Annotated in this window: 18 protein-coding genes, 1 tRNA gene and 1 other RNA gene; 14 read left to right on the forward strand and 6 right to left on the reverse strand. The window is 42.5% G+C overall.

All coding sequences use genetic code 11. The features are described from left to right. Positions 1 to 381 precede the first annotated feature (381 nt). Both QL898_RS01380 and QL898_RS01385 read right to left on the reverse strand, forming a co-directional pair. The gene (locus QL898_RS01380; RefSeq protein WP_290175538.1) at positions 382 to 792 is read right to left on the reverse strand and encodes a hypothetical protein; all 411 of its coding nucleotides are present in this window, start codon (positions 790 to 792) and stop codon (positions 382 to 384) included. A gap of 329 nt (positions 793 to 1,121) precedes the next feature. Further along, positions 1,122 to 3,575, reverse strand: a complete 2,454-nt coding sequence (locus QL898_RS01385; RefSeq protein ID WP_290175539.1) for a YgiQ family radical SAM protein — start codon at positions 3,573 to 3,575, stop codon at positions 1,122 to 1,124. A gap of 612 nt (positions 3,576 to 4,187) precedes the next feature. Here QL898_RS01385 and QL898_RS01390 point away from each other — a divergent pair. Then, complete coding sequence (locus QL898_RS01390; protein ID WP_290175579.1) at positions 4,188 to 5,474, forward strand: ammonium transporter; 1,287 nt, start codon at positions 4,188 to 4,190, stop codon at positions 5,472 to 5,474. A 10-nt stretch (positions 5,475 to 5,484) separates the two neighbouring features. Beyond that, positions 5,485 to 6,117 carry a hypothetical protein gene (locus QL898_RS01395; protein ID WP_290175540.1) on the forward strand — a complete coding sequence of 211 codons (633 nt, stop codon included), beginning with the start codon at positions 5,485 to 5,487 and terminating at the stop codon, positions 6,115 to 6,117. A gap of 171 nt (positions 6,118 to 6,288) precedes the next feature. Here QL898_RS01395 and QL898_RS01400 read toward each other — a convergent pair whose 3' ends face one another. From QL898_RS01400 to QL898_RS01410, 3 genes are all read right to left on the reverse strand, one after another. Further along, a complete protein-coding gene (locus QL898_RS01400) occupies positions 6,289 to 7,005 on the reverse strand; it encodes a hypothetical protein (RefSeq protein WP_290175541.1) in 717 nt (238 codons plus the stop codon). A gap of 240 nt (positions 7,006 to 7,245) precedes the next feature. Next, on the reverse strand, positions 7,246 to 8,238 hold the full coding sequence (locus QL898_RS01405; RefSeq protein ID WP_160021530.1) for a hypothetical protein: 993 nt from the start codon (positions 8,236 to 8,238) through the stop codon (positions 7,246 to 7,248). A 90-nt stretch (positions 8,239 to 8,328) separates the two neighbouring features. Beyond that, positions 8,329 to 8,796, reverse strand: a complete 468-nt coding sequence (locus QL898_RS01410) for an Lrp/AsnC family transcriptional regulator (RefSeq protein ID WP_160021529.1) — start codon at positions 8,794 to 8,796, stop codon at positions 8,329 to 8,331. Positions 8,797 to 9,038: 242 nt separating this feature from the next. On the opposite strand from QL898_RS01410, the gene rarD reads away from it, so the two are divergent. Next, a complete protein-coding gene (gene rarD, locus QL898_RS01415; RefSeq protein ID WP_265089161.1) occupies positions 9,039 to 10,061 on the forward strand; it encodes an EamA family transporter RarD in 1,023 nt (340 codons plus the stop codon). Positions 10,062 to 10,175: 114 nt separating this feature from the next. Here the strand turns inward: rarD and smpB are convergent, their stop codons facing one another. Then, on the reverse strand, positions 10,176 to 10,652 hold the full coding sequence (smpB, locus tag QL898_RS01420) for an SsrA-binding protein SmpB (RefSeq protein ID WP_290175542.1): 477 nt from the start codon (positions 10,650 to 10,652) through the stop codon (positions 10,176 to 10,178). Positions 10,653 to 10,903: 251 nt separating this feature from the next. Here smpB and coaD point away from each other — a divergent pair, with 251 nt between their 5' ends. The 11 genes from coaD to QL898_RS01475 all read left to right on the forward strand — a co-directional run bounded on the left by coaD (position 10,904) and on the right by QL898_RS01475 (position 21,753). Next, positions 10,904 to 11,422: a pantetheine-phosphate adenylyltransferase gene (gene coaD, locus QL898_RS01425; RefSeq protein WP_102078894.1), complete on the forward strand. Its 519-nt coding sequence runs from the start codon at positions 10,904 to 10,906 to the stop codon at positions 11,420 to 11,422. Positions 11,423 to 11,517: 95 nt separating this feature from the next. Beyond that, positions 11,518 to 11,766, forward strand: a complete 249-nt coding sequence (locus QL898_RS01430) for a YfhL family 4Fe-4S dicluster ferredoxin (protein WP_021814308.1) — start codon at positions 11,518 to 11,520, stop codon at positions 11,764 to 11,766. Between the two features lie 85 nt (positions 11,767 to 11,851). Further along, positions 11,852 to 13,162, forward strand: coding sequence for an adenosylmethionine--8-amino-7-oxononanoate transaminase (bioA, locus tag QL898_RS01435; protein ID WP_290175580.1), 1,311 nt, complete (start codon positions 11,852 to 11,854; stop codon positions 13,160 to 13,162). Continuing rightward, positions 13,159 to 13,875, forward strand: coding sequence for a dethiobiotin synthase (gene bioD / locus QL898_RS01440; protein ID WP_356638346.1), 717 nt, complete (start codon positions 13,159 to 13,161; stop codon positions 13,873 to 13,875). The genes bioA and bioD overlap by 4 nt, the downstream gene beginning before the upstream one ends. Before the next feature lie 74 nt (positions 13,876 to 13,949). Further along, positions 13,950 to 14,316: RNase P RNA component class A (gene rnpB / locus QL898_RS01445), an RNA gene on the forward strand. Positions 14,317 to 14,437: 121 nt separating this feature from the next. After that, a tRNA-Met gene (locus QL898_RS01450) sits at positions 14,438 to 14,514 on the forward strand. 226 nt (positions 14,515 to 14,740) lie between these two features. Further along, on the forward strand, positions 14,741 to 15,553 hold the full coding sequence (locus QL898_RS01455) for an ABC transporter permease (protein WP_102083181.1): 813 nt from the start codon (positions 14,741 to 14,743) through the stop codon (positions 15,551 to 15,553). Positions 15,554 to 15,610: 57 nt separating this feature from the next. Then, on the forward strand, positions 15,611 to 16,282 hold the full coding sequence (locus tag QL898_RS01460) for an ABC transporter ATP-binding protein (protein ID WP_102078774.1): 672 nt from the start codon (positions 15,611 to 15,613) through the stop codon (positions 16,280 to 16,282). Further along, positions 16,260 to 17,366 carry a capsule biosynthesis protein gene (locus QL898_RS01465; protein WP_240990950.1) on the forward strand — a complete coding sequence of 369 codons (1,107 nt, stop codon included), beginning with the start codon at positions 16,260 to 16,262 and terminating at the stop codon, positions 17,364 to 17,366. Before QL898_RS01460 ends, QL898_RS01465 begins: the two co-directional genes overlap by 23 nt. Before the next feature lie 55 nt (positions 17,367 to 17,421). Continuing rightward, positions 17,422 to 19,194, forward strand: a complete 1,773-nt coding sequence (locus QL898_RS01470; protein WP_102078776.1) for a polysaccharide biosynthesis/export family protein — start codon at positions 17,422 to 17,424, stop codon at positions 19,192 to 19,194. A 75-nt stretch (positions 19,195 to 19,269) separates the two neighbouring features. Next, entirely contained in the window at positions 19,270 to 21,753 is a 2,484-nt protein-coding gene (locus QL898_RS01475) for a capsular polysaccharide biosynthesis protein (protein ID WP_290175543.1), read from the forward strand. Positions 21,754 to 21,765: the final 12 nt, after the last annotated feature.

Genomic DNA, 21,765 nt, shown 5'->3' on the forward strand with positions numbered 1-21,765 from the left:
GCGAAATACATCAGATGGCAAGTTTTGATATAGTCGATCCTCTATAAAAGAATGACAACGTTAACCTCGCTTGCAGTATTACAGTTGTATCTGCACTCGGCTGCCTTGTACCACTTTTAAATTGAATCAACTATATAGTCGAGTCTATATAAGTCCGCTACATTGTCATCCTCGCTAAGCATACTAATGTATAACTTGCACTCGGTTTCCTTGCATCGAAATTATATTGAACTGACTATACAACTATCTGATACTATTTTTTATAGCCGTCTTTATACGCGTATCAAACGAACAAGCATAAAAAAGCAGCCACTATTTAATGACTGCTTTTTGTCTATTACGACTATTTGTCTATTACGATATGAACGTATCTTTAACTGATTAGATTTGGCAGTTTACTTGATATTCTTTACCGTCAGCCCATTTCATCGCAAAGATACCTTTGTCACCTTTCATGTGCCATGCATAGACGACTTCTGGGTTTGAGTCATTTACATAGCTTGCAACTTCGCCTTTCACTTTACCGTTTAGGATAATTGGCTGCTCAGCCCATTTTACTTTTGGCAAGGTAGCGTTGAGCATAACTTGTTCTTTATTGATAGATTGCTTTGCCATGATTTTGCTGTCATCGGTACAGGTGTACGGTGCTGGCGCCATACGATCATAGGCAGCGGTTACTTTTTCTGGAACTGGCGTATCAGTTGCATCTGGGGTAGTGGGTGCGGTAGTGGCACAAGCGCTCAATAGGGCAAGGACTGGTAGGGTAGTCGCAATTTTATTTATCATTATCATAGTGTTCTCCAAAGCTTTTCGCTGATGTCATTTACTTGTTCTTAATGATGCGTTTAGCATATGAGGGTTATAGTAGCGAAAACGAACCATTTCAATGTTAGAAATTGTTTGTTACCTGTTAGCTTCGTTACCCAACCGCTGTCTAATGTAACTTGCAATTTGCGACAGGGTGAAAAGCAAGCCATGTTAGCTATGAAGTGCGCGTCTATAAACTTGGTGCATAAAAAAGCGCCTATCACCGAGTAGCTGATAGGCGCTTTTTTGTTTCACTTAACACGCGTTAGATTGAGCATGCATTTTTATACTATGAACACTATTTGCTGTGAACACTACTTGGTTTTACGCGGTGGCAGACCAGTATGCTGCGTTTGGAAATTGCCTTTGCTGACTTTCTTCTTACCCGCCATGCCTTTACCCGCTGCACCTTTAGCTGATGCATTGCTGTTTGACGAGCCATTACTACGCTTCACTGAGTCATTGCCAACACGGCTATTCTTTTTGCGCGCTGACTGATAAGTATCTTGCGCGGCATCACGCCCTTCTAAACTGGCGTTAAATGGTGGAATCAAGCAACCACGATTTTTACCAATCAAGTCACTACGACCCATGTCTTGTAGCGCTTTACGTAGTAATACCCAGTTTTTTGGATCATGATAGCGCAAGAACGCTTTATGCAGTTTGCGCTGCTTACCAGACTTGACGATATCCATGTCACCTTCATCACGGCTGACCTTATGTAGCGGATCTTTGTGCGTGTGATACATGGTAGTCGCGGTCGCCATTGGGCTTGGATAAAACGCCTGTACTTGGTCAGCACGGTAGCCATTACTTTTGAGCCAAAGCGCAAGGTTCATCATATCTTCATCTTTGGTACCCGGATGAGCAGCGATGAAGTAAGGAATCAGATATTGCTCTTTGCCTGCTTCTTGGCTGAATTGCTCAAACATGGCTTTGAACTGATCATAGCTGCCCATGCCAGGTTTCATCATCTTCGATAGCACACCTTCTTCAGAGTGCTCAGGCGCAATCTTGAGGTAACCACCGACGTGATGACTGACCAATTCTTTCACATATTCAGGATCTTTTACTGCCAAGTCATAACGTAAGCCTGAAGCAATCAGGATTTTTTTCACGCCTTTGATATCACGTGCCTTGCGATATAGCTTGGTCAAATTACTGTGATCGGTAATCAGGTTTTCGCAGACGTCAGGATAGACACAAGATGGCTTACGGCAGTTCTTCTCAATCGTTTCATCTTTACAGCTGAGGCGGTACATGTTTGCTGTTGGGCCACCAAGGTCAGATATCACACCAGTAAAGTTCGGTGCGGTATCACGAATGGCTTCTACTTCGCGCAAGATGGAGTCTTCTGAACGGCTCTGGATAATGCGACCTTCATGCTCAGTAATAGAGCAGAAGGTACAACCACCAAAACAGCCGCGCATGATATTGACCGAAAATTTGATCATGTCATAAGCAGGGATACGCGCATCGCCATAGCTTGGATGCGGCAGGCGTGCGTACGGCAAGTCAAACACATAATCCATCTCTTCTGTCGAGAGTGGCACTGGTGGCGGATTGAGCCAAACATCAATAGAGGTATGCGAGTTACCAGCACCGCTACTGTGACGCTGCACAAGCGCACGGGCGTTACCTGGATTGGTCTCTAAATGCAAGATGCGACTTGCATGAGCATAGAGCACAGGGTCAGATTTGACGTGCTCGTAGTCAGGCAGACGAATCACTGTCTTTTCACGTGGTGGCATTTTTAGCTTATGCTTACGTGCGGTCATTGGCTTATCAAAGCCGCGCATTTGTACCACTTGCGTCTCTTCGTCGACTTGTTCAGCGTTGATGACTTTATTGGCAACTGGCTCAGCGACAAAACCCTGATATTGCGATGACATAGATGAAGGCATGGCTTGCCCAACAGGCGAGTCCGATGGTTTGTTCTGCTCAATTGAACAGCTATCAACGTCTTCGGTCATCACATAAGGGTTGATAATTGGATCGACACGGCCAACGGTATCGACATCGTTACTCGCGACTTCAGTCATGTCTTCTTGCCAATGGCGACGAGTCGGGGTCAATAAGTAAGCAGTACCGCGCAATTTGCTCATCTGCTCAAAGCTATAGCCTTTAGACAGACCATGTACCACATCGACGATCGCACGTTCAGCATTACCATATAGTAAGACATCAGCACGCGCATCCAGCAAGATACTACGGCGCACTTTGTCTGACCAATAATCATAATGAGCGATACGGCGCAAGCTGCCTTCGATACCGCCCAAGATAATAGGAACATCAGGATAGGCTTCACGGCAGCGCTGGCTATAGACGATAGCCGCGCGGTCAGGGCGTTTGTTTGCCACGTTGCCCGGAGAGTAAGCATCATCGCTACGGATTTTGCGATCGGCGGTATAGCGGTTGATCATGCTGTCCATGTTGCCCGCGGTCACGCCGTACGCATAGACAGGTTTGCCCAATTCCATAAAGGCGTCTTTGCTCTTCCAATCTGGCTGAGCGATGATGCCAACACGGAAGCCTTGCGACTCTAATAGACGACCGATAATCGCCATACCAAAGCTTGGATGATCGACATAGGCGTCACCTGAGATGATGATGACATCACAAGCATCCCAGCCCAAATCGTCCATCTCTTTGCGGCTCATCGGCAGATAAGGCGCCGGCTCGTAGCAGCTCGCCCAGTGTTTGTCATAATCATAAAGTGGCTTGGTGCCTTGTTTAAAGGCAGTGCGGGCGATGGTATCGGCAGACATGGGCGGACCTGTTAATTAGAAAAATGGCACTAAAAATACAGCCCTTATTACCCAATGATAATAAAGGCGAATTTAAAAGCGCTCATTTTAACATGAATCGCCTTCACTATGCGACCTATTCTATGAGTGGCGATTGCCGATAAGTTATTGATAGCGCGAGATAAACTGCTCATGCAAAGTAAGCTATCCGCACAGCAAAATAATGGCAAAAACAGTCTAGACAGAACAGTCACATTATCAGTTCAATCAAACTTACTTCCAACAATCATTCTCTACCCTAGTTCAATTTATGCTTACATCGTCACAAGCATAACTATCAAAATACCGACTTGGCTGATACTAGTCATTTGTTTTCTTATATTTATGATTTTCTTTAATTCCTAATAGTAGATTTTGGCACAGGTTTTGCTCCACCCTTATTAGGGCTTATTTGTGTGCATTAACGAGTAAAAATAGTGCACCGATAAAATTTGAACGGCTAGATAAGTGTTTGGAGATAAAATGAGAACATCCTCTGTTGGACTGGACACGATAAAGACATTATTAAAACTATTACAACTATTAAGAGCATCGCTAAGTAATAAGCTGGTACTAAGTACATTATCGTTTGCAATGATAAGTAGCGCCCAAGCTGCTGAGACTGACACATTGACCGTGGCGCAGCTGCTCGAATATCAAAACATCGCTTGGATTATCTGGGGCGGGGTATTGGTGTTCTTTATGCAGGCAGGTTTTGCTCTACTTGAGAGCGGTTCAGTACGAGCGAAAAATGCGGTAAACGTGATGATGAAAAACTACACCGATATGTGTATCGGTGGTCTGGCGTTCTACTTAGTTGGTTTTGGGCTGATGATGGGTACCAATCACTCAGGATTCGTCGGCACGGATCATTTTATGCCAGTCGCGTTGTCCAATATGGACTGGGCTTTGATGTTCTTTCAGATGATGTTTGCAGCGACAGCGGTGACGATTGCAAGTGGTGCAATGGCAGAGCGCGTCTCCTTTATTGGTTATGCGGTGGCCGCCTGTTTGATTTGCTTGTTCATCTATCCTGTGTTTGCTAGCTGGGTATGGGGTGGTTATTTTGGCGGGACGGGCTGGCTAGCCGAGCTTGGTTTTATTGATTTTGCTGGATCTACTGTCGTGCATTCTATCGGTGGCTGGTTGGCATTGGCAGGCATCTTAGTCATTGGCCCAAGGTTAGGCCGCTTCGCACCTGATGGCACGCCAAGACTCATCGCAGGGCATAACATGACGTTGCTAGCGCTTGGCGGATTTATCTTATGGTTTGGTTGGTTCGGCTTCAATGCTGGATCGACGTTATCTATCACGGGCAATATTGGACTAATCGCCGTCAATACTTTTATCGCTGCGGTCAGTGCTGTCGTAAGCTACATGCTGATTGCTCGGACAATGAGCAAAGCCATTTTGCTCAGTGATAGTGTCAATGCCAGTTTGATCGGTCTGGTATCCATCACGGCAGGCTGTGCCACGACGACGCCTGTTTTTGCCGTTGTCATCGGTGCAGTCGCCTCCGTGGTCTATATTTTATCCATACAAGCATTATTGAAGCTCAAAATAGATGACGTAGTATCAGCAGTGGCAGTGCATGGTTTTGGCGGTGCATGGGGCACACTCGCGGCTGGATTGTTTTATACAGGGGACTTATTTAACTTATCACGGCTCGGCGTACAAGCGCTAGGCGTGGGCGTGGCGTTAGCTTGGGGACTGGGGTTGGGTCTAGTGATGTATAAGCTGATTGACATGAGCTTTGGGTTAAAAGCCAGCCGTTTACATGAGCAGCGCGGCCTTGATTATACCGAGCATGCAGAGCTGGGTTACCCTGAGTTTCAAAAGCAAATGTTTGATGCTAAAAGTCTAACAGAGCGTCACTTATAGGAGAGAGCTGATGAATACTGATACTCAATCCGTAGACCAAACGGTATCCACGATGGCAGAGGTGCTGGCAAAATACTTACATCCTGAGGAAGTACGACTGCTGAAGACGCAATGGCTACGGTATCCGGCGGTCTCTGTAAAGATGATGCAGCAGTGCGTCTTGGACGCGACACGGCGCTATCCTGAGCTGCAAGCTTATAAGTCTGATATTAGGAAAGGATTTTGGGCTACGTTGCAAGCGGACAGTCAGCAGACTGTCGAGTCTGACAGTCACAATGGTCATAATGAAACAATCAAAGCGCCAGTCCCTGTCTCTGAGTTGGTTTTGGCGTTTTATACTGTCATAGAAGCGCTGCGCAGTCAGCTATCAGAAACAGAAAGTCGTAACCTATTTCTGACCATGCACCAAACTGTTTCGCAAGAACGCACCTTCAAAGGGCATAGTCTTAACATTAGTCAATTTTTGGAAGGCAATCGTCCGTCCGTACCTGACAACGAGCACCTATTAAATAATTTGATGCAGCTGGCTTATGTATGCTTATGCGATGTTGCAGGCCCTGTCGAAGCAGATGAGATGATGTTTCGAGCGGCAGAGAAGGCGAAACAAAACTATCCGAAAACACTGGTCGAAAAGTTATTCTAAGATATTAAGCAGGCACGTTACGATTGAGAATAGAATACCTTTCGATAACGTGCCTTATATAAAGGGGCTTTTATAACATAGCTTTCAAGATGTAGAATTCATAATGTAGCTTTCATAACGCACCTTGAAACTTGATACTAGTCGATGAGCGGTCTAATAGTATTTAGCTATCTAGTCCAATAGCTGAAGTGGGAAAGTAACCACGTCAAAGGCGAGGGCAAAGGGTAGCAGTACTAGCTTTTGTGCGCCATTTGGACCGCTACGAGTGACGACATCTTGCTGAGTTTGTGTATAAAAACTCACCGTATATGGCTTGGTCAGTGCGCGATAGTTTGACTGAATCAAACCTAAGTTACTAACTTGCGGATAGATAGCGCCTTTGACAGGAACGCTAAAACAAAAGCGCTGAGCATTGATACGTTGATCACTCGCTGAGGTGCACTCTTTACCGTTATTTTGCAAAAAGAACTGATAGTCTGAACGCCCAAACTCATCTTTTAATTTAGCATAAGACAGTTTCATCTCACCTTGGAAGTACCCATCATTATTGGGTACATGAAAGCTCATGTCGTTATCCACTTGAATATTTTTTTGCGTGAGATTACTCAGTAAGTTCACCATTTCTATCCCACCTTGGGTGAGAACGTAGCTGTTCTTCTTTCCTACGATAACCATTGACGCGTTTGGCATTTTTGGTAACGCCTGCGCAGGACGACCAAAAGCAACAATTTGATCTTCAGACAGAACTTGCTTCGTCGTGTTTGTGGTGACATGTCCGCTATTATCTAACAATGAGCTAGTCGCACAGCCTGACATTGCAAGCATTGAGGCTAGTATGGTTCCTGTTATAAGCGTCCTTGGGTGAGAGATAAAATTTTTCTTAGCCATAATTAGGTTCCCTTTTCTACTATGATTAATTATTCGTAAACATCTAACGTATGCTCATTTGGTCTTTAATAATTTAAGATAGAATAAAATCGATATATAAAGCTGTGTCGTTATATTTAAATAAATTTTTTTGAAAGCTATTCGTGTGCGTGTCGATACTTCGAAAAATATACACTAGTATAATTGGAGTCTTTTTAAAATGGGTCGATTGCAGTTATCTTTCGCTAATACTCTATTGAACTAATGCCAGCTAGTATTGTCTTGAGGTATATTTTCTGACTGCTTCTGCCAATAGTTTGCTTTCGGCTCATAACGCGCATCAGTTAAAGCTAATTCAGTATAAATCTCATCTAAGCCCTCTATTGCTTTGTAACTGCCCAGTTCAGCGTAACCGGTCAACTCTGAAATAAGAGGCTGTAAATACTGTTCAAGCTCTTTTTGACTTGAGTTAACATGAGATGCCCGCCAATAATTGAAAGCCTCAAGCAATAGAACAGCTTTGCTATCTAAATGTCCAGCTTTGGATAATAATGCAGTACTTACAATACCTAATCCAGTCTCAGTTTCCTGCTGTAAGATAATAGGGTTGTTTGGACTTACACGTCTATTTTTTCGTACTAAACCTGTACCCACCATATAATCTAGCCAAATTGAAGAGTTTGCTTTATTTTGTTGAAAATAGTCTACAACCTTACTCATGTATTGTATGGCTTTGTTATCGTCTTTAGGAACAAATTCACCTATGTAGTAATTTAGAGCCATCTGGAAGTAAAGCTCGACTAGTTGCTCTTGATAGTAAACACCATCAGATTTAAATTGTTCTATTTGTTTATGGCTTAAGCTATCTTTCTTAGGAAAGTCGCTAATAGCTTTATTCGCAAACCTAGATAATGCTTGCTCGTATTTAGCATATTGGCTAATAACATCCGTATCCTTACTGAAAGGATATTTTGTTTGACAGAGCTGAAATTTTGCCACTTGTAATGCAAAATTATCTGAATATATGTCTATGCCATTTGGCGTTTCTTTGAATTCGCTTAATGTGATAGGTTTATCAGATTGTTCGATATTTTTATAAATATCGCAACTATTTGAAACAGGCTGAATATCATAGGCATAAGTAGGTAGAGATACAACTGTAAATAACCCTATAATAAACAGGCTATTTAGTGAGAGTTTTAAGTAAGGTAAGCTATTTATTTTGAACATTAAAAATGTATTTAAATTTTGCACAACAAGAATCCTTAAAGTCGTCATTAGCTACCATATTTAAAATTACACTACTCTTATCATTTTATTTCTTGATATGCTACATATGATGTCTTAATCAAGCAAAATCTTCGTGCCACTTTTGGTAAAGTTCATCACAAACTGGCTTTTGAAATTGCGCACATTATTTTCGTAAGTCAGTAAGCTGCGGGTGAACTGATGATAGTCGCTCATATTCTTGGCATTGACCATGAGCATAAAGTCAAAATCGCCAGATACTTCATAGCAGCTCATGATTCGTGATTGCGCATCCATCAAGCGCTCAAACCGATGCTGCATTGAAGTGTTAGAGCGCTCCATTTCTATCATCACTACGGCCGTCAGACCGTAGCCCACTTTGTCAGGATTGACGATGGCTACTTGTTTGGTAATCACGTCACTATCTATTAGCGCCTGTATACGCCGCTGCGCCGTCGCGATAGAGACATGCACTCGCTCTGCGACAGTTTTGAGCGGTAATGTCGCATCATCTTGTAGCAAGTTCAAAATAGCTTTATCAATATTATCTAAAGTATGGCTCATATCAGGAAATCCTTAACAGCAGAGTTTTCTATCGCTTTTTATAAATATTATCACTATAAAGTTTAATATAAGAAAATAATAGTTTATACGACATGTATTTGATATTTTTATTCATAAATATATCTATATAGAGATAATATATCAAAGCAGCCTAGTAAAATAGATCATATCAATTAGAGCTGCTTCAAAATAAGAGCTAGCAATTGGTTTTTTATCATCTATTAATATCTACGGTGCTTATCATGTCTATCTCAATGTTCTCCAATGTATTCGCTAATACCCTAGCAACGACTGCTGCACGTTTGCCACTACCTGCGATTTGGACGACAGGTAGCGCACAACAACGCACTCTGATATTAGGGGTGTCTTTTGCCATATTGTCTAATGTGCTATTTGGCGTACTCTATGCGTATAGCAGTTTTTTAGCGCCATTATCAGGGACGCAAGTTTTTATCTGGCGTATGCTCGCAATGTGGGCAGCGTTGGTTGGATACCTGATGGTAAGTGGACGTCTAGGATTACACATTGATAAATTGAAAGTGTTAAAAGGCGCTAAGCAATGGGCTTGGTTGCTATTACCTACACCGATATTTCTCAGCCAGTTTTGGTTATTTATGTGGGGGCCAGTGAATGGCCAAGGTGTGCAAACCGCGATGGGATACTTCTTATTCCCGTTAATGATGGTGGTGTTTGGTTGTGTCCTCTTTGGCGAAAAACTAAGCCGTTTGCAATGGTTGGCAGTAGCCTTTGCTGCATTGGGTGTGGGTAGCGAAGTTATTCGTACCCAAAGTGTCTCTTGGGCGACGCTATGGGTATGCGGTACGTATCCGGTTTATTACATTTTACGCCGACTGCAGGGAGTCGGTGCAGTGACTGGGTTGTTGGTTGATTTAACGATATTTGCGCCCTTTGCGCTGGCTTACTTGTTCTTCTTTGCCCCAAGCAGTTTGGCATTGGTTAGCGGCTCTGGTTTCTTTATCATGATGCTAATAGGTTTGGGTGTGCTCAGTGTCTTGGCGATGAAGACCAATATTGATGCCAGTCAAATGCTACCAGTTAACGTCTATGGCATGATGAGCTATTTGGAACCTGCGTTGCTATTTATTTTGGCAGTGACCGTACTAGGTAACCCATTTGAGTCAGCGATGATCTATAGCTATGGTCTGATTTGGCTAGGTATTGCGTGTTTGATTGCGCATGGTGTTAGGCAATTGCGTCAGGCTAGCAGAAAGACAGCAGCGTCTCTAGAAGAGCAAATGGCATAGAAAGCCACTGGCTAGATGTTATAAAGGTTACTATTTTATTAAACGTCACAAACAACAAAAAAGGACGGCTCAGTAAATATTGAGTCGTCCTTCTTTATATAGATTAAATAACACTTAATCTAAATGTTGCTTAAAGCCGCGTTGCTTATCACGTTCCCAGTCACGATCTTTTAGCGTTTTACGTTTGTCATGCTGCTTTTTACCCAATGCTAGGCCAATTTGGCATTTCACTAGCGAGTTTTTCCAGTAGCAAGACAGCGGTACGCAAGCGTAGCCTTTTTGATTGATTGCTCCAGACAGTTTTTCGATTTCACGACGATTGAGCAGCAGTTTGCGCGTACGAATACTGTCTGGACTAACGTGCGTAGAGCTCGATAGTAATGGCTGAATGTGCGCACCAAACAAGAAAGTTTCGTTATTGCGGAATATGACGTACGCTTCAGTGATAGTCATTTTTCCTGCACGAATGGCTTTGACTTCCCAACCTTGTAATGCCAGTCCTGCCTCAAAGGTTTCTTCGATAAAGTACTCATGACGCGCCTTTTTATTGGCGCAAATCTGATTATCTGGCTTTTTTGATTTTTTTGACATAATTTCTCCATAAGGATGACCTAAGATACAGGCTCCTTATTTAATCAGTCCCACTAATTCCTCATCCTAATCCAATAACTAGTCTTGTTTTTTATTTCAATTATGAGATGGATGAGTCGAACTGCCTATTGTATCAAAGCCTCTGATGAAAAGGTAAATCAGCTGTTAGGACAAATGTAGCAGATAAGTATTAAGTTTGAGCAAAATTTGCTAGCATATGGCCTAATATCACCGATTATATCAGTCATGCTATGAGCCACTCTATTTCTCCCAATTCCTCAAAGCTACATACCAAAATTCTATACCCTGGTACCTTTGATCCTATTACCAACGGTCATGTAGATTTGGTCACACGCGCCGTCAAGCTATTTGATGAGGTCGTTATCGCGGTTGCCTCAGGCCATCACAAAAAACCCTTGTTCAATTTTGAAGAACGCGTTGCTTTGGTCGAAACCGTATTTGCTGATTTACCGCAGGTATCTGTGATTGGTTTTGAAGGTCTGCTTGTTGATTTCATGCGTGAAAAAAACGCCACTGCAGTTTTGCGTGGTTTGCGTGCAATGTCAGATTTTGAGTACGAGTTTCAGCTAGCCAATATGAATCGTGAGCTTGATGAAAACTTTGAGGCGGTGTTTTTGACGCCATCTCAAAATTACTCCTTTATCTCATCTACCATGATTCGCGAAATTGCAAAGCTCGGCGGTGACGTCAACAAATTCGTTCCACCTTGTGTTTTGCAAGCATTCGATAAAAAGTTAAATATTAAATAAAAGATGTTGCATTAAAGATATGCTGCTAGCACTTGCTAAAACAGTAAGGAGCAGCCATATATGACTGATATAAGCAAAAATATAAGGAACAGTTCATGGCACTATTAATCACTGATGAGTGCATCAACTGTGATGTGTGCGAGCCTGCTTGCCCCAATGAAGCCATCTCAGAAGGGGACGATATCTATGTCATCGACCCTGATCTATGTACAGAATGTGTCGGACATTTTGACGAGCCACAATGCGTTGTGATTTGCCCAGTCGACTGTATTCCTCACGATCCCAATCATGTCGAGACTGAAAGTGACCTGCTATCTAAATACAAACGTATTACGGGTCAATAGAGTATTTATAAGCGATTGATGACGCTGAGATTTACAGCGTTTTAGGGATGATACAATGACCATGGAAACAATAACCACTCAAACAATAACCACGCAATCCAGCCAAGTCACAAATGACTTTGATCAGCAACACCTTTGGCACCCATATGCTAGCCTGCCACCCACTTACTCTAATATCGTAATCGATCGAGCTGAAGGTATTTATATCATCACCGAAGATGGCACGCGCCTGATCGATGGTATGTCGTCATGGTGGGCGAGCGTTCATGGTTATAACCATCCAAAACTGAATGAAGCACTGACTAAGCAGTTGGGTAAAATGGCGCATGTCATGTTTGGTGGATTGACTCATCAGCCGGCGATAGATTTAGGTAAAAAACTGCTCGACATTGTACCTGCCGGACTTGATGCAATTTTTTATGCGGACAGTGGCAGTATCGCGGTAGAAGTGGCACTAAAAATGGCGCTGCAGTATCAAGTAGCTGCCAAGCGTCCAACCAAGCAACAGTTTGCATCAACCCATTCAGGGTATTACGGAGACACGTGGCATGCCATGAGTGTCTGTGATCCTGTTAATGGTATGCACAGCCTATATGGCAAGCAATTACCGATGCAGCATTTCGTCCCTGCGCCGCCACTTGGCTTTGATCGCGCTTTGACAGTAGATGAGCGTGAATCGTTGGCTCAGTTTTTTGTAAAGTATGGCGAGCAGCTGGCGGGGTTTATCATTGAGCCGATTATTCAGGGCGCAGGCGGGATGCGTTTTTATAGTCCTGAATACCTACAATTGCTGCGTCAACTGTGTGATGAGCATGATGTACTATTGATTGCGGATGAAATCGCCACTGGGTTTGGCCGTAGTGGTAAATTATTTGCGTGTGAACATGCTGGCATCAGCCCTGATATCATGACCATTGGCAAGGCTTTGACGGGTGGCTATATGACTTTTGCCGCCACGCTATGTACCCGCAAAATTGCCGATACTATCCATAATAGTGATTATCCAGCCCTTATGCATGGCCCAACCTTTATGGGCAATCCACTGGCTTGTGCAGTGGCATGGGCATCGATTGATTTGATCCTGTCTTATGATATCGAAACGCGCACCGCCAATATGCAGCGCATGATGGAACAGCAATTGGCACCAGCTACACAGTTAGAGGGTGTTGCTGAGGTTCGTTGTTTGGGCGCAGTTGCTGTAATTGAGTTGCATGAAGCGGTAGATATGCCTACATTTCAGTCTTTATTGATTGATAATGGTATCTGGGTTAGGCCATTTGGTAAGCTGGTGTACATCATGCCACCTTATGTGATTACTGATGATGAATTGGCTATCTTATGCCAAGCGTTGCTAAAAGTAGTGAGTACGTATTTAGAAGACCGAGGTCAATCATGAGTGTTCTATTTGTTTCTGGTATCGATACCGATATCGGTAAAACCTATGCCACTGGACTACTTGCCAAAGCGCTTATGCAGCAAGATGTGAGTGTGATTACTCAAAAGCTAGTACAGACGGGCGTATCGATAAATCCAGATAATGGTGAAATGAATATCGCTGATGACATTATTACGCATCGTCAATTAATGGACATACCTCTGCAGCAATGTGACCTAGATTTTACGACTTGTGCTCATCGTTATAAGAAGCCTGCGTCTCCTCATCTGGCTACTAAGTTATCAGGAGAGACACTTGATCCTGATATGATTACTAACGCCACTAAGCGACTGCAATCTGAGTATGAGCTGGTACTACTAGAAGGTGCAGGTGGCTTACTTGTGCCGATTACAGAGAATCTACTGATATTAGATTATATTGCCGAGCAAGGCTATCCTATCGTCTTGGTCACCTCTGGTCGATTGGGCAGTATCAATCATACTTTGCTGAGTTTAGAAGCCATAAAATCGCGCGGATTAATGGTACATAGTGTTATTTACAATCATATTCATGATGATGCTGAACAAACGGATACTGAGATCGCAAATAGCACTATTGAATTTCTACGAAGATATTTGGACAATCATTATCCCGAAGCGCATTGGCTACAAATACCATATCTAAAAGATAATCTGGTCGGTAATATTGAAACACTACCAGAAAATTTTGTTTAACCTATTTGTGTTGTCCACAAAAATAAATCCAAAAGACATGCGCAGAATGTAATAAGTTTGCTATACTAGCGCGCTTGGTAGACTAGGCGATCGCCGCTGTACACTGGCAACAGATGAGCAGGGGAGGAAAGTCCGGGCTACATAGGGCAGCGTGCCAGCTAACGGCTGGGCAGGGTAACTTGACGACCAGTGCAGCAGAGAGTAGACCGCCTTTAGTATCTTAGGGTATTATCGGTAAGGGTGAAAGGGTGCGGTAAGAGCGCACCGCGTGGCTGGCAACAGTTCACGGCATGGTAAACTCCACGCGTAGCAAGACCAAATAGGCATCGGCATGGCGCGGCCCGCGTTCGATGCGGGTAGGTTGCTTGAGCGTATTAGCGATGATACGCCTAGAGGAATGATCGTCCACGACAGAACCCGGCTTATCGGTTTACCAAACCTTTTTTATTGTTTGTTATAGTAATAGTTGCAATTAATCTGAATTAAATTCATTTTTTTGCAAAAAATGCTTATTAGGGGTTGACGGCAGTCAACAGCTTGGGCATAATGTGCAGCCTAAAACGGCGATGTAGCTCAGCTGGTTAGAGCGCATGACTCATAATCGTGAGGTCAAGAGTTCAAGTCTCTTCATCGCCACCATATATAGCAGTACGAAAAAAACCAATCTATCGAGATTGGTTTTTTTTTGCCTAAAATAAGTGGTTTTATAAACTAGAAGCAATTGATAGATAGCGTTTTAGGTGTGATTTACTTACAGATTTCTTACTAAATCATAGGTTTATCAGGATATGTACAGATTAATTCTTGTAACTTATGTCGCGCTTACTTATCATAGGGGCTGTTTTCGGTAAAGTCCTGTAACGCCATGTCTATACAATTACCTCCTTATCGTCCTGTTCAGCATCGTAGTGGCCTTAAAGTCATGGGTGCCGCATTTCATGCTTTACTAATGCGTGAGCTCCAAACGCGCTTCGGCGGCTATCGCTTGGGCTATCTATGGGCGCCACTTGAGGTTCTTTTTCAGATATTAATTTTTTTAGTAATTTTTGGGGCTATTCGTGAGCGCTTAGTACCAGGGATGAATTTTTCATTATTCTTAGTGGCAGGCATGGTGCCTTTTCGTATGTTCCAAAAGATGGCAACGAGAGCGCTAGGTGCTGTCGAAGGTAATCGTGGCTTGCTTATATATAGAGCAATTCGGCATATAGATGTTATTATTGCTCGCTCATTTCTTGAACTTATTATTTATTTTTTTACTTTTATCTTATTATTAGCTGGATTGTCTTTTTTCGGTATATTTCCAAGTCTAGGTAACTTACATATTGTTATTTTTTGCTGGATAACACTTTTTTTATTTGGATTTGGCACAGCGCTTATTATGATGGTTGTTGGACATTATGGTGGTGAGATATCTAAAGTAATAACAATATTTTTTACAATTCTATATTTTACTTCAGGTGTTATTTTCCCTTTACTTATTGTTCCAGAACCTTATTTTAGTTATTTGTTATATAATCCATTAGTGCACAATTTGGAGCTTATAAAACACTCTCTAGCCCCAAATTATCCCTCCTATCACATTGATATAGGTTATTTTTTAGAGTGGACAATTGGTATAAATTTTTTAGGGCTTCTGATGTATAAAGCAGTTGAAAAAGATCTGATACGTTCTAAGTAAGTAGATTGAAATTTAATCGATATTTTATTCATGTTATTGATAATTTATGGTAAATAAATGATTGAAGTTAAGAATGTTTCAAAGTCATTTATGACTACAAAAGGTCGGCATTATCTGTTTAAAGACTTGAATCTAACCATTGGTGATAAGCAAAGTGTTGGTTTGTTAGGTCGTAACGGTGCGGGCAAGTCAACCTTGCTACGTATTATATGTGGCCTTGATGAGCCAGACCACGGTGAAATTATTAGCGACTCAACCATCTCTTGGCCAGTAGGGGTGGCAGGTGGTTTTCAAGGGAGTTTGACCGGTCGTCAAAACGTACGTTTTGTTTGTCGTCTTTATTCAAGCGGTCCTTATATCGACGAAAAAATTCGTTTTGTAGAAGAGTTTGCAGATATCGGTAAGTATTTCGATATGCCTGTACGTAGTTACTCATCTGGTATGAAGTCAAGGCTTGTCTTTGGATTAAGTTTAGCTTTTGATTTTGATTACTATATGCTTGATGAAGTGGGTGCTGTTGGTGATGCAGCCTTCAAAAAAAGATCAAGAGAGATTTTGAAGGCTCGAAAAGAAACGTCTGGAGTACTAATGGTATCTCACAGTTTAAAAGATATAACTGCAAGCTGCGACATTGGTATTGTATTAATGGATCAGACAGCACATGTGTTTGATGATATAACAGAAGCGATTAAAGTTTATGAAAAGCATGTCCACAAAGCAAAAAAATAACATACTCAATTTTTCGCTTTTCATCGGCTTAGTGATTTTGCCTTGGGTGTTGGTGATATTCTATGTCATGACTATAGCCCACCCAAGATTTGTTTCTACTGCAGATGTAGTGGTTAAGCAGGTTAGCGAGTCTAGCGTACCATCTGGTGGTGGTATATCAGCTCTATTGGGCGTTAATAGTACCAGTAAAGAAGATGCGACCTATTTGACAGAGTATATTTTGTCGAATGATATGGTGAAGCGACTCGATAATAAGTTTAAATTTCGTGAAGCTTACCATGTTGATGGTTCAGACCCTATTTATGAAATCGATCCTGATGCGACTCAGGAAGATTTGCTCGAATACTTCAAGAAACGGGTTCACATTGATCTCGATGAGCAGAGCTATGTGCTTTCGGTATCAACAGAAGGCTTTGACTCAAAGTATGCTTTTGAGCTGAACAAAGCTATCTTGGGAGAGTCTGAACAGTTCGTAAACCGTATTTCGCAAGAAGTAGCTCGTGATCAATTAGCGTTTGCAGAAACTCAGTTAAATGAATCAGAAGAGCGCCTAAATGATGCCAAAGAGCAGCTATTAAACTATCAGAACGAAAACGAAATCTATGATCCACAGGCCAATGCACAGATCGTCAATCAGTTAATTGGTAGCTTACAAGCACAATTAAGCTCGTTGCGTACCGAAGAGCGCCAGTTACTCAGTTATCTAAATCCAGATGCGCCGCAAGTGGTTTCACTAAGAAGCCAGATAAAGGCCGTTGAAGAGCAAATCACTCAAGAACAAACCAAATTGACCTCGCCAAATACAACCAAGTTGAACCGTCAAGCGGTACAGTTTGAGACCATCAAGGCAGATGTGGATTTTGCTACCGAATTGTATAAATTGTCGTTGTCATCGCTTGAAAAATCAAGACTAGAAGCATTCAAGAAAATGAAAAACTTGATTGTGATCTCAACGCCCTACGAAGCTGAAGATGCAACTTATCCGCGCCAAGCGTATCTTATTTGGACATCGCTTGCGTTGCTCTTAATGCTATACGGATTTGTACGTTTGGTAATGGCAGTTGTCCGTGATCACCGTAGCTAATCTTGAAAAACCAGATATCAGTAATGATCGATAGATCAGGAAAGGAATATAACTCATGAATATGAAACCACGTTCTATCGTGATAGCGACAAGTTTGGCAATGGCGGCGACTAGTATGTCTGCAACAGCTGCAAGCAGTTATGCAGATCAAATATCAGGTTCAGGCTTTGGCACAAGCAGTAATAACATGAGTCAATCTCAGAACCAGAGCAATATTAACGTGTCTACCCAAGCATTTGCTGGGGCAGTACCAGGGCAAGCAACAACCCAAGAAGCGGTTAACGCAGCAAGCTTACCAAGTCAGTCAGTTATTAATACCACGCGTCCTTATCAAGATATTAAAACTCAAGATATGATGTTCGGTGAGCAATTGTTCCGTGGGGCATTTTCGACGACTTCAGGCTCTACCTTCAATGATAGCTATGTGATTAACCCTGGTGATAACGTCCAAGTAAGAATGTGGGGCGCTTATCAGTATGCCGCTACCATGACCGTCGATCCACAAGGTAATATTTTCTTACCGAACGTTGGACCAGTCCGTGTCTCTGGTGTGCAAAATGGCAGCTTACAAAACGTGGTCAAAAATGCTGTCAGTCGTATTTACCGCTCGAATGTAGGGGTTTATGCTTCATTAGAGCAGGCGCAGCCAGTTAAAGTATTCGTCACAGGTTTTGTTAAGCAACCAGGCTATTACGGTGGTCTAGCAGCAGACTCGGTATTGTCTTATTTAGATAGAGCAGGCGGCGTTGACCCAACGCGCGGTAGTTATATCGATATCCAAATCAAACGTAATGGTCAAATGCTACAGCAAGTCAATTTATATGACTTTTTGTTAGCAGGTAAATTACAGGCATTTTCATTCCGTGATGGTGATGTCATCACCGTGGCACCACAGAAAAAGACATTTGTGGTAAGCGGTCAAGTTCAAAACGAATATACCTTTGAATTTGATGTGAATGATCTGACTATTGGCGATGTGTTGCAAGTGTCTAATCCAGCAGCTAATGCTACTAATGTCAGCATTACTCGCAGTGCAGGACGTGCACAAACGGCGGAGTACTACTCATTAAGTGAAGCACAAAACGTTCCCGTCTATAATGGCGATCAAATGGTAGTAACGTCAGATCGTTACGCAGGTACCATCGCGGTGCAGGTAAAAGGTGCACATACTGGTAATGGTGCAATGGTTGTGCCATATGGCGCGCGTCTAAAAGATATCGTGCCACAATTACAGCCAAGTCCACTGGCTAAATTAACGCATCTAACCATCTATCGCGAATCTGTTGCTGAGCAACAAAAACGCATGATTAACGAGTCACTCGACCGTCTAGAAGAACTAACGCTTGCCACTCAGTCAACGACTCGTGAAGAAGCCGCATTGCGTCAAGATGATGCAGCATTGGTTAAGCAGTTCGTTGCCAAAGCTCGCAATGTTCAGACGGATGGTCAAATCGTCGTTGTGCCAAATTCGTGGCAGGATATTATTCTGCAACAAGGCGACATTATTGAAATACCAGCACAAACGTCAGTCATTACAGTCAATGGTCAAGTACGAGCACAAGGGGCACTTACCTTTAATCCTGACTATACCGTCGGCGATTATGTGGCTAACTCTGGTGGTTTCTCTGATAACGCTGATACAAAAGATATCTTAATTATTCATCAAAATGGGGCGAGCCAAGTGGTCAATACTGCGTATCGTATCCAGCAGGGTGACGAGATTATGGTATTACCGAAAGTTAAAACTAAGCGTGTGGAGATTGCGCGCGGTCTATCACAGATTGTTTATCAGTTAGCAATTGCTGCCAAGGTAGTTCTAGACCTATAACGGTTAGCCATTCATAACTTAACGATGACTGTTGAATAGATTTAACTAAAATTAACGAGTGAAGGTATTAAAGGTATGGCAAAAGAAGTAGCGAATGAAGTCAAGGTATCTACTATGTCTACCTCTGATCATGCGCTACTTTCGCCATCGTCACAGTACCAATCACCAAAGCAACTGGCAGTAGTTGGTAAAGGTATGTGTCGCAATAACTTGCTACTCTCGCAAGTGTTGCAAGCTGATATCCAGCGCTGGTATCCGTGGTCAGGCTTGCAACAAAGCCTGATAAATCACAAGAAAAAATCACAACCTGAGGCATTTATTGGATGGGGACACAAGAAAAGCTTTCAACGAGCTGATAAAGCTGCCACCCGTCAGAATGTGAATGCTTTCAGTATTGAAGATGGATTTTTGCGTTCATTAGATTCAGGTATTAATAGTCGCCACGGTTTGAGTGTGGTTATCGATGACGTTGGTATCTACTTTGATATGACGCATCACTCGCGCCTCGAGCAGTTGATTGTTGAGCGCACCAAGAGTACTAGCAATGATCGCGCAGCAGACGAGGCACGTGCTCATCATCTGATGACACGTATATGCGAAGAAAAACTGAGTAAATATAATTCCATAATCGATTGTCCGTCGTTGGACAAATTGATTAATGAAGAAAATATTAACGAAAAAGAAAGTGTTTCACCATTACATATCTTGTTGATTGATCAGGTAGCGGGTGATGCCTCTGTTAAAGGTGCTGGTGCGAATAAACGTCAATTTAAGAAGATGCTAAAATCTGCATGCCACAACCATCCTAACGCCCATATTTGGATAAAGGCTCATCCTGCGTCAAAATCAGGCTACTTATCCAACTTAAAACTGCCTAAAAACGTTAGGCTATTGACTGAATCTCTCAATCCTATTGAACTGCTTAAGCAAGTAAGTGATGTCTATACCGTCAGCTCACATATGGGCTTTGAAGCATTAATGCTAGGTAAAAAAGTACATTGCTTTGGAGTCAGCTGGTATAGCGGATGGGGGCTGACCGATGACACTAATGCACCTAAAAACTTACTTAAAGCAGTTGAGAAACGTCGTTTAGAGTCAGCTGAGATACTTCTCAGTAATAGAGATTTGTCAAACTCAGCAATGTTTCCTGCCACGTCACATAAGACGCTTGAAACGTCATTAGAAACATTATTTTATAGTGCTTATGTTAATTATAGTCGTTATGTAGATCCAGCAACGAAACAAGCTTGTGATATCGATACAGCCATTGAGTGGTTGGTGACCAATCGGTGGTGGCAAGCGCGTCTTGAAGGCGATTTGACGATATATGAATTTAGTCGTTGGAAGCTGCCATTTGTCAAAGCCTTTATAGACCTACCGCGTACGACATTATTCGTTAAACCAAAACCGCGTCTAAAAAATCTTCTACATCCAGACCATTTCCGTGTCAATTTCAGCCAGCCTTTATTGGTATGGGGTTTGGCCAAACGTCAGCAAGTACAGAAGAAGCTACAGAGTAAACTTGCTGAACAAAGCTCGGACATGCCAGCTATTTATTGTATGGAAGATGGGTTTATCCGATCAAATGGTTTAGGTGCTACTTTACTCGCACCACTGTCTGTTGTCATAGACAAACAAGGTATTTATTACGATGCGACCCAGCCTTCAGACTTAGAAACATTGCTGCAAAATTGTCAGCCATTAAGTTCTGAACAGCGTCTTCGCGTAAACAAACTGCAAGACAAACTGCTGAATCAGCGGGTAAGTAAATACAATGTTGGGGTTGGTATAGATGTTTCTAGTATTCAAAATAACTCGTGGATGCAGGATGCCAAAATATCTGGGAGACGACGTGTTCTTATTATCGGTCAGGTAGAGGACGATTTGTCAGTACAGTACTGCGGTTCCACAATAAAGACAAACAGTGGTTTGATCGAACGTGTACGACAAGATAACCCAGACGCTTATTTGATTTATAAGCCGCATCCTGATGTTGAGGCAGGACTGCGAGCAGGTAAAGTATCAGAAGCTCATCTACAACAAGTTCAAGCGGTTGCCTACGATACTGCCATGCCTGATTGTTTAGAATGGGTGGATGAGGTTCATACGATCAGCTCACTGACTGGTTTTGAAGCGTTGCTGCGTGGATTGGACGTCACCTGCTATGGTTTACCATTTTATGCAGGTTGGGGGTTGACCACAGATATTGACGGGCAGTCGCTACCGAAATATACCTATCTAAAAAGGCGTCAACGAGATATACCTTTGACTCTTGAACAGCTAATATATGGCGCACTTATATGCTACCCGTTGTATCGTCTACCTGATGGCTATGGATTAGCACAAGTAGAGCAGGTGATTGATTATTTATACCCTCTCAAAGACTCACAGCTGCTTGCGAGTAATGAAGAATCGCAATCTAAAATGGCTAGTACTTTAAATAGTTCATCTAAGACTGGGGCCTCGTCTTTATCTACAAAGTTTAAACGTCACGCGACCACACGTTTTATGCAGCAACGTCATCGATGGCAACAAAAATTGCGTAAAATGTCTCGTTAATTTATTAGAATA

Source organism: Psychrobacter sp. APC 3279 (assembly GCF_030407795.1).
Classification (GTDB): Bacteria; Pseudomonadota; Gammaproteobacteria; order Pseudomonadales; family Moraxellaceae; genus Psychrobacter.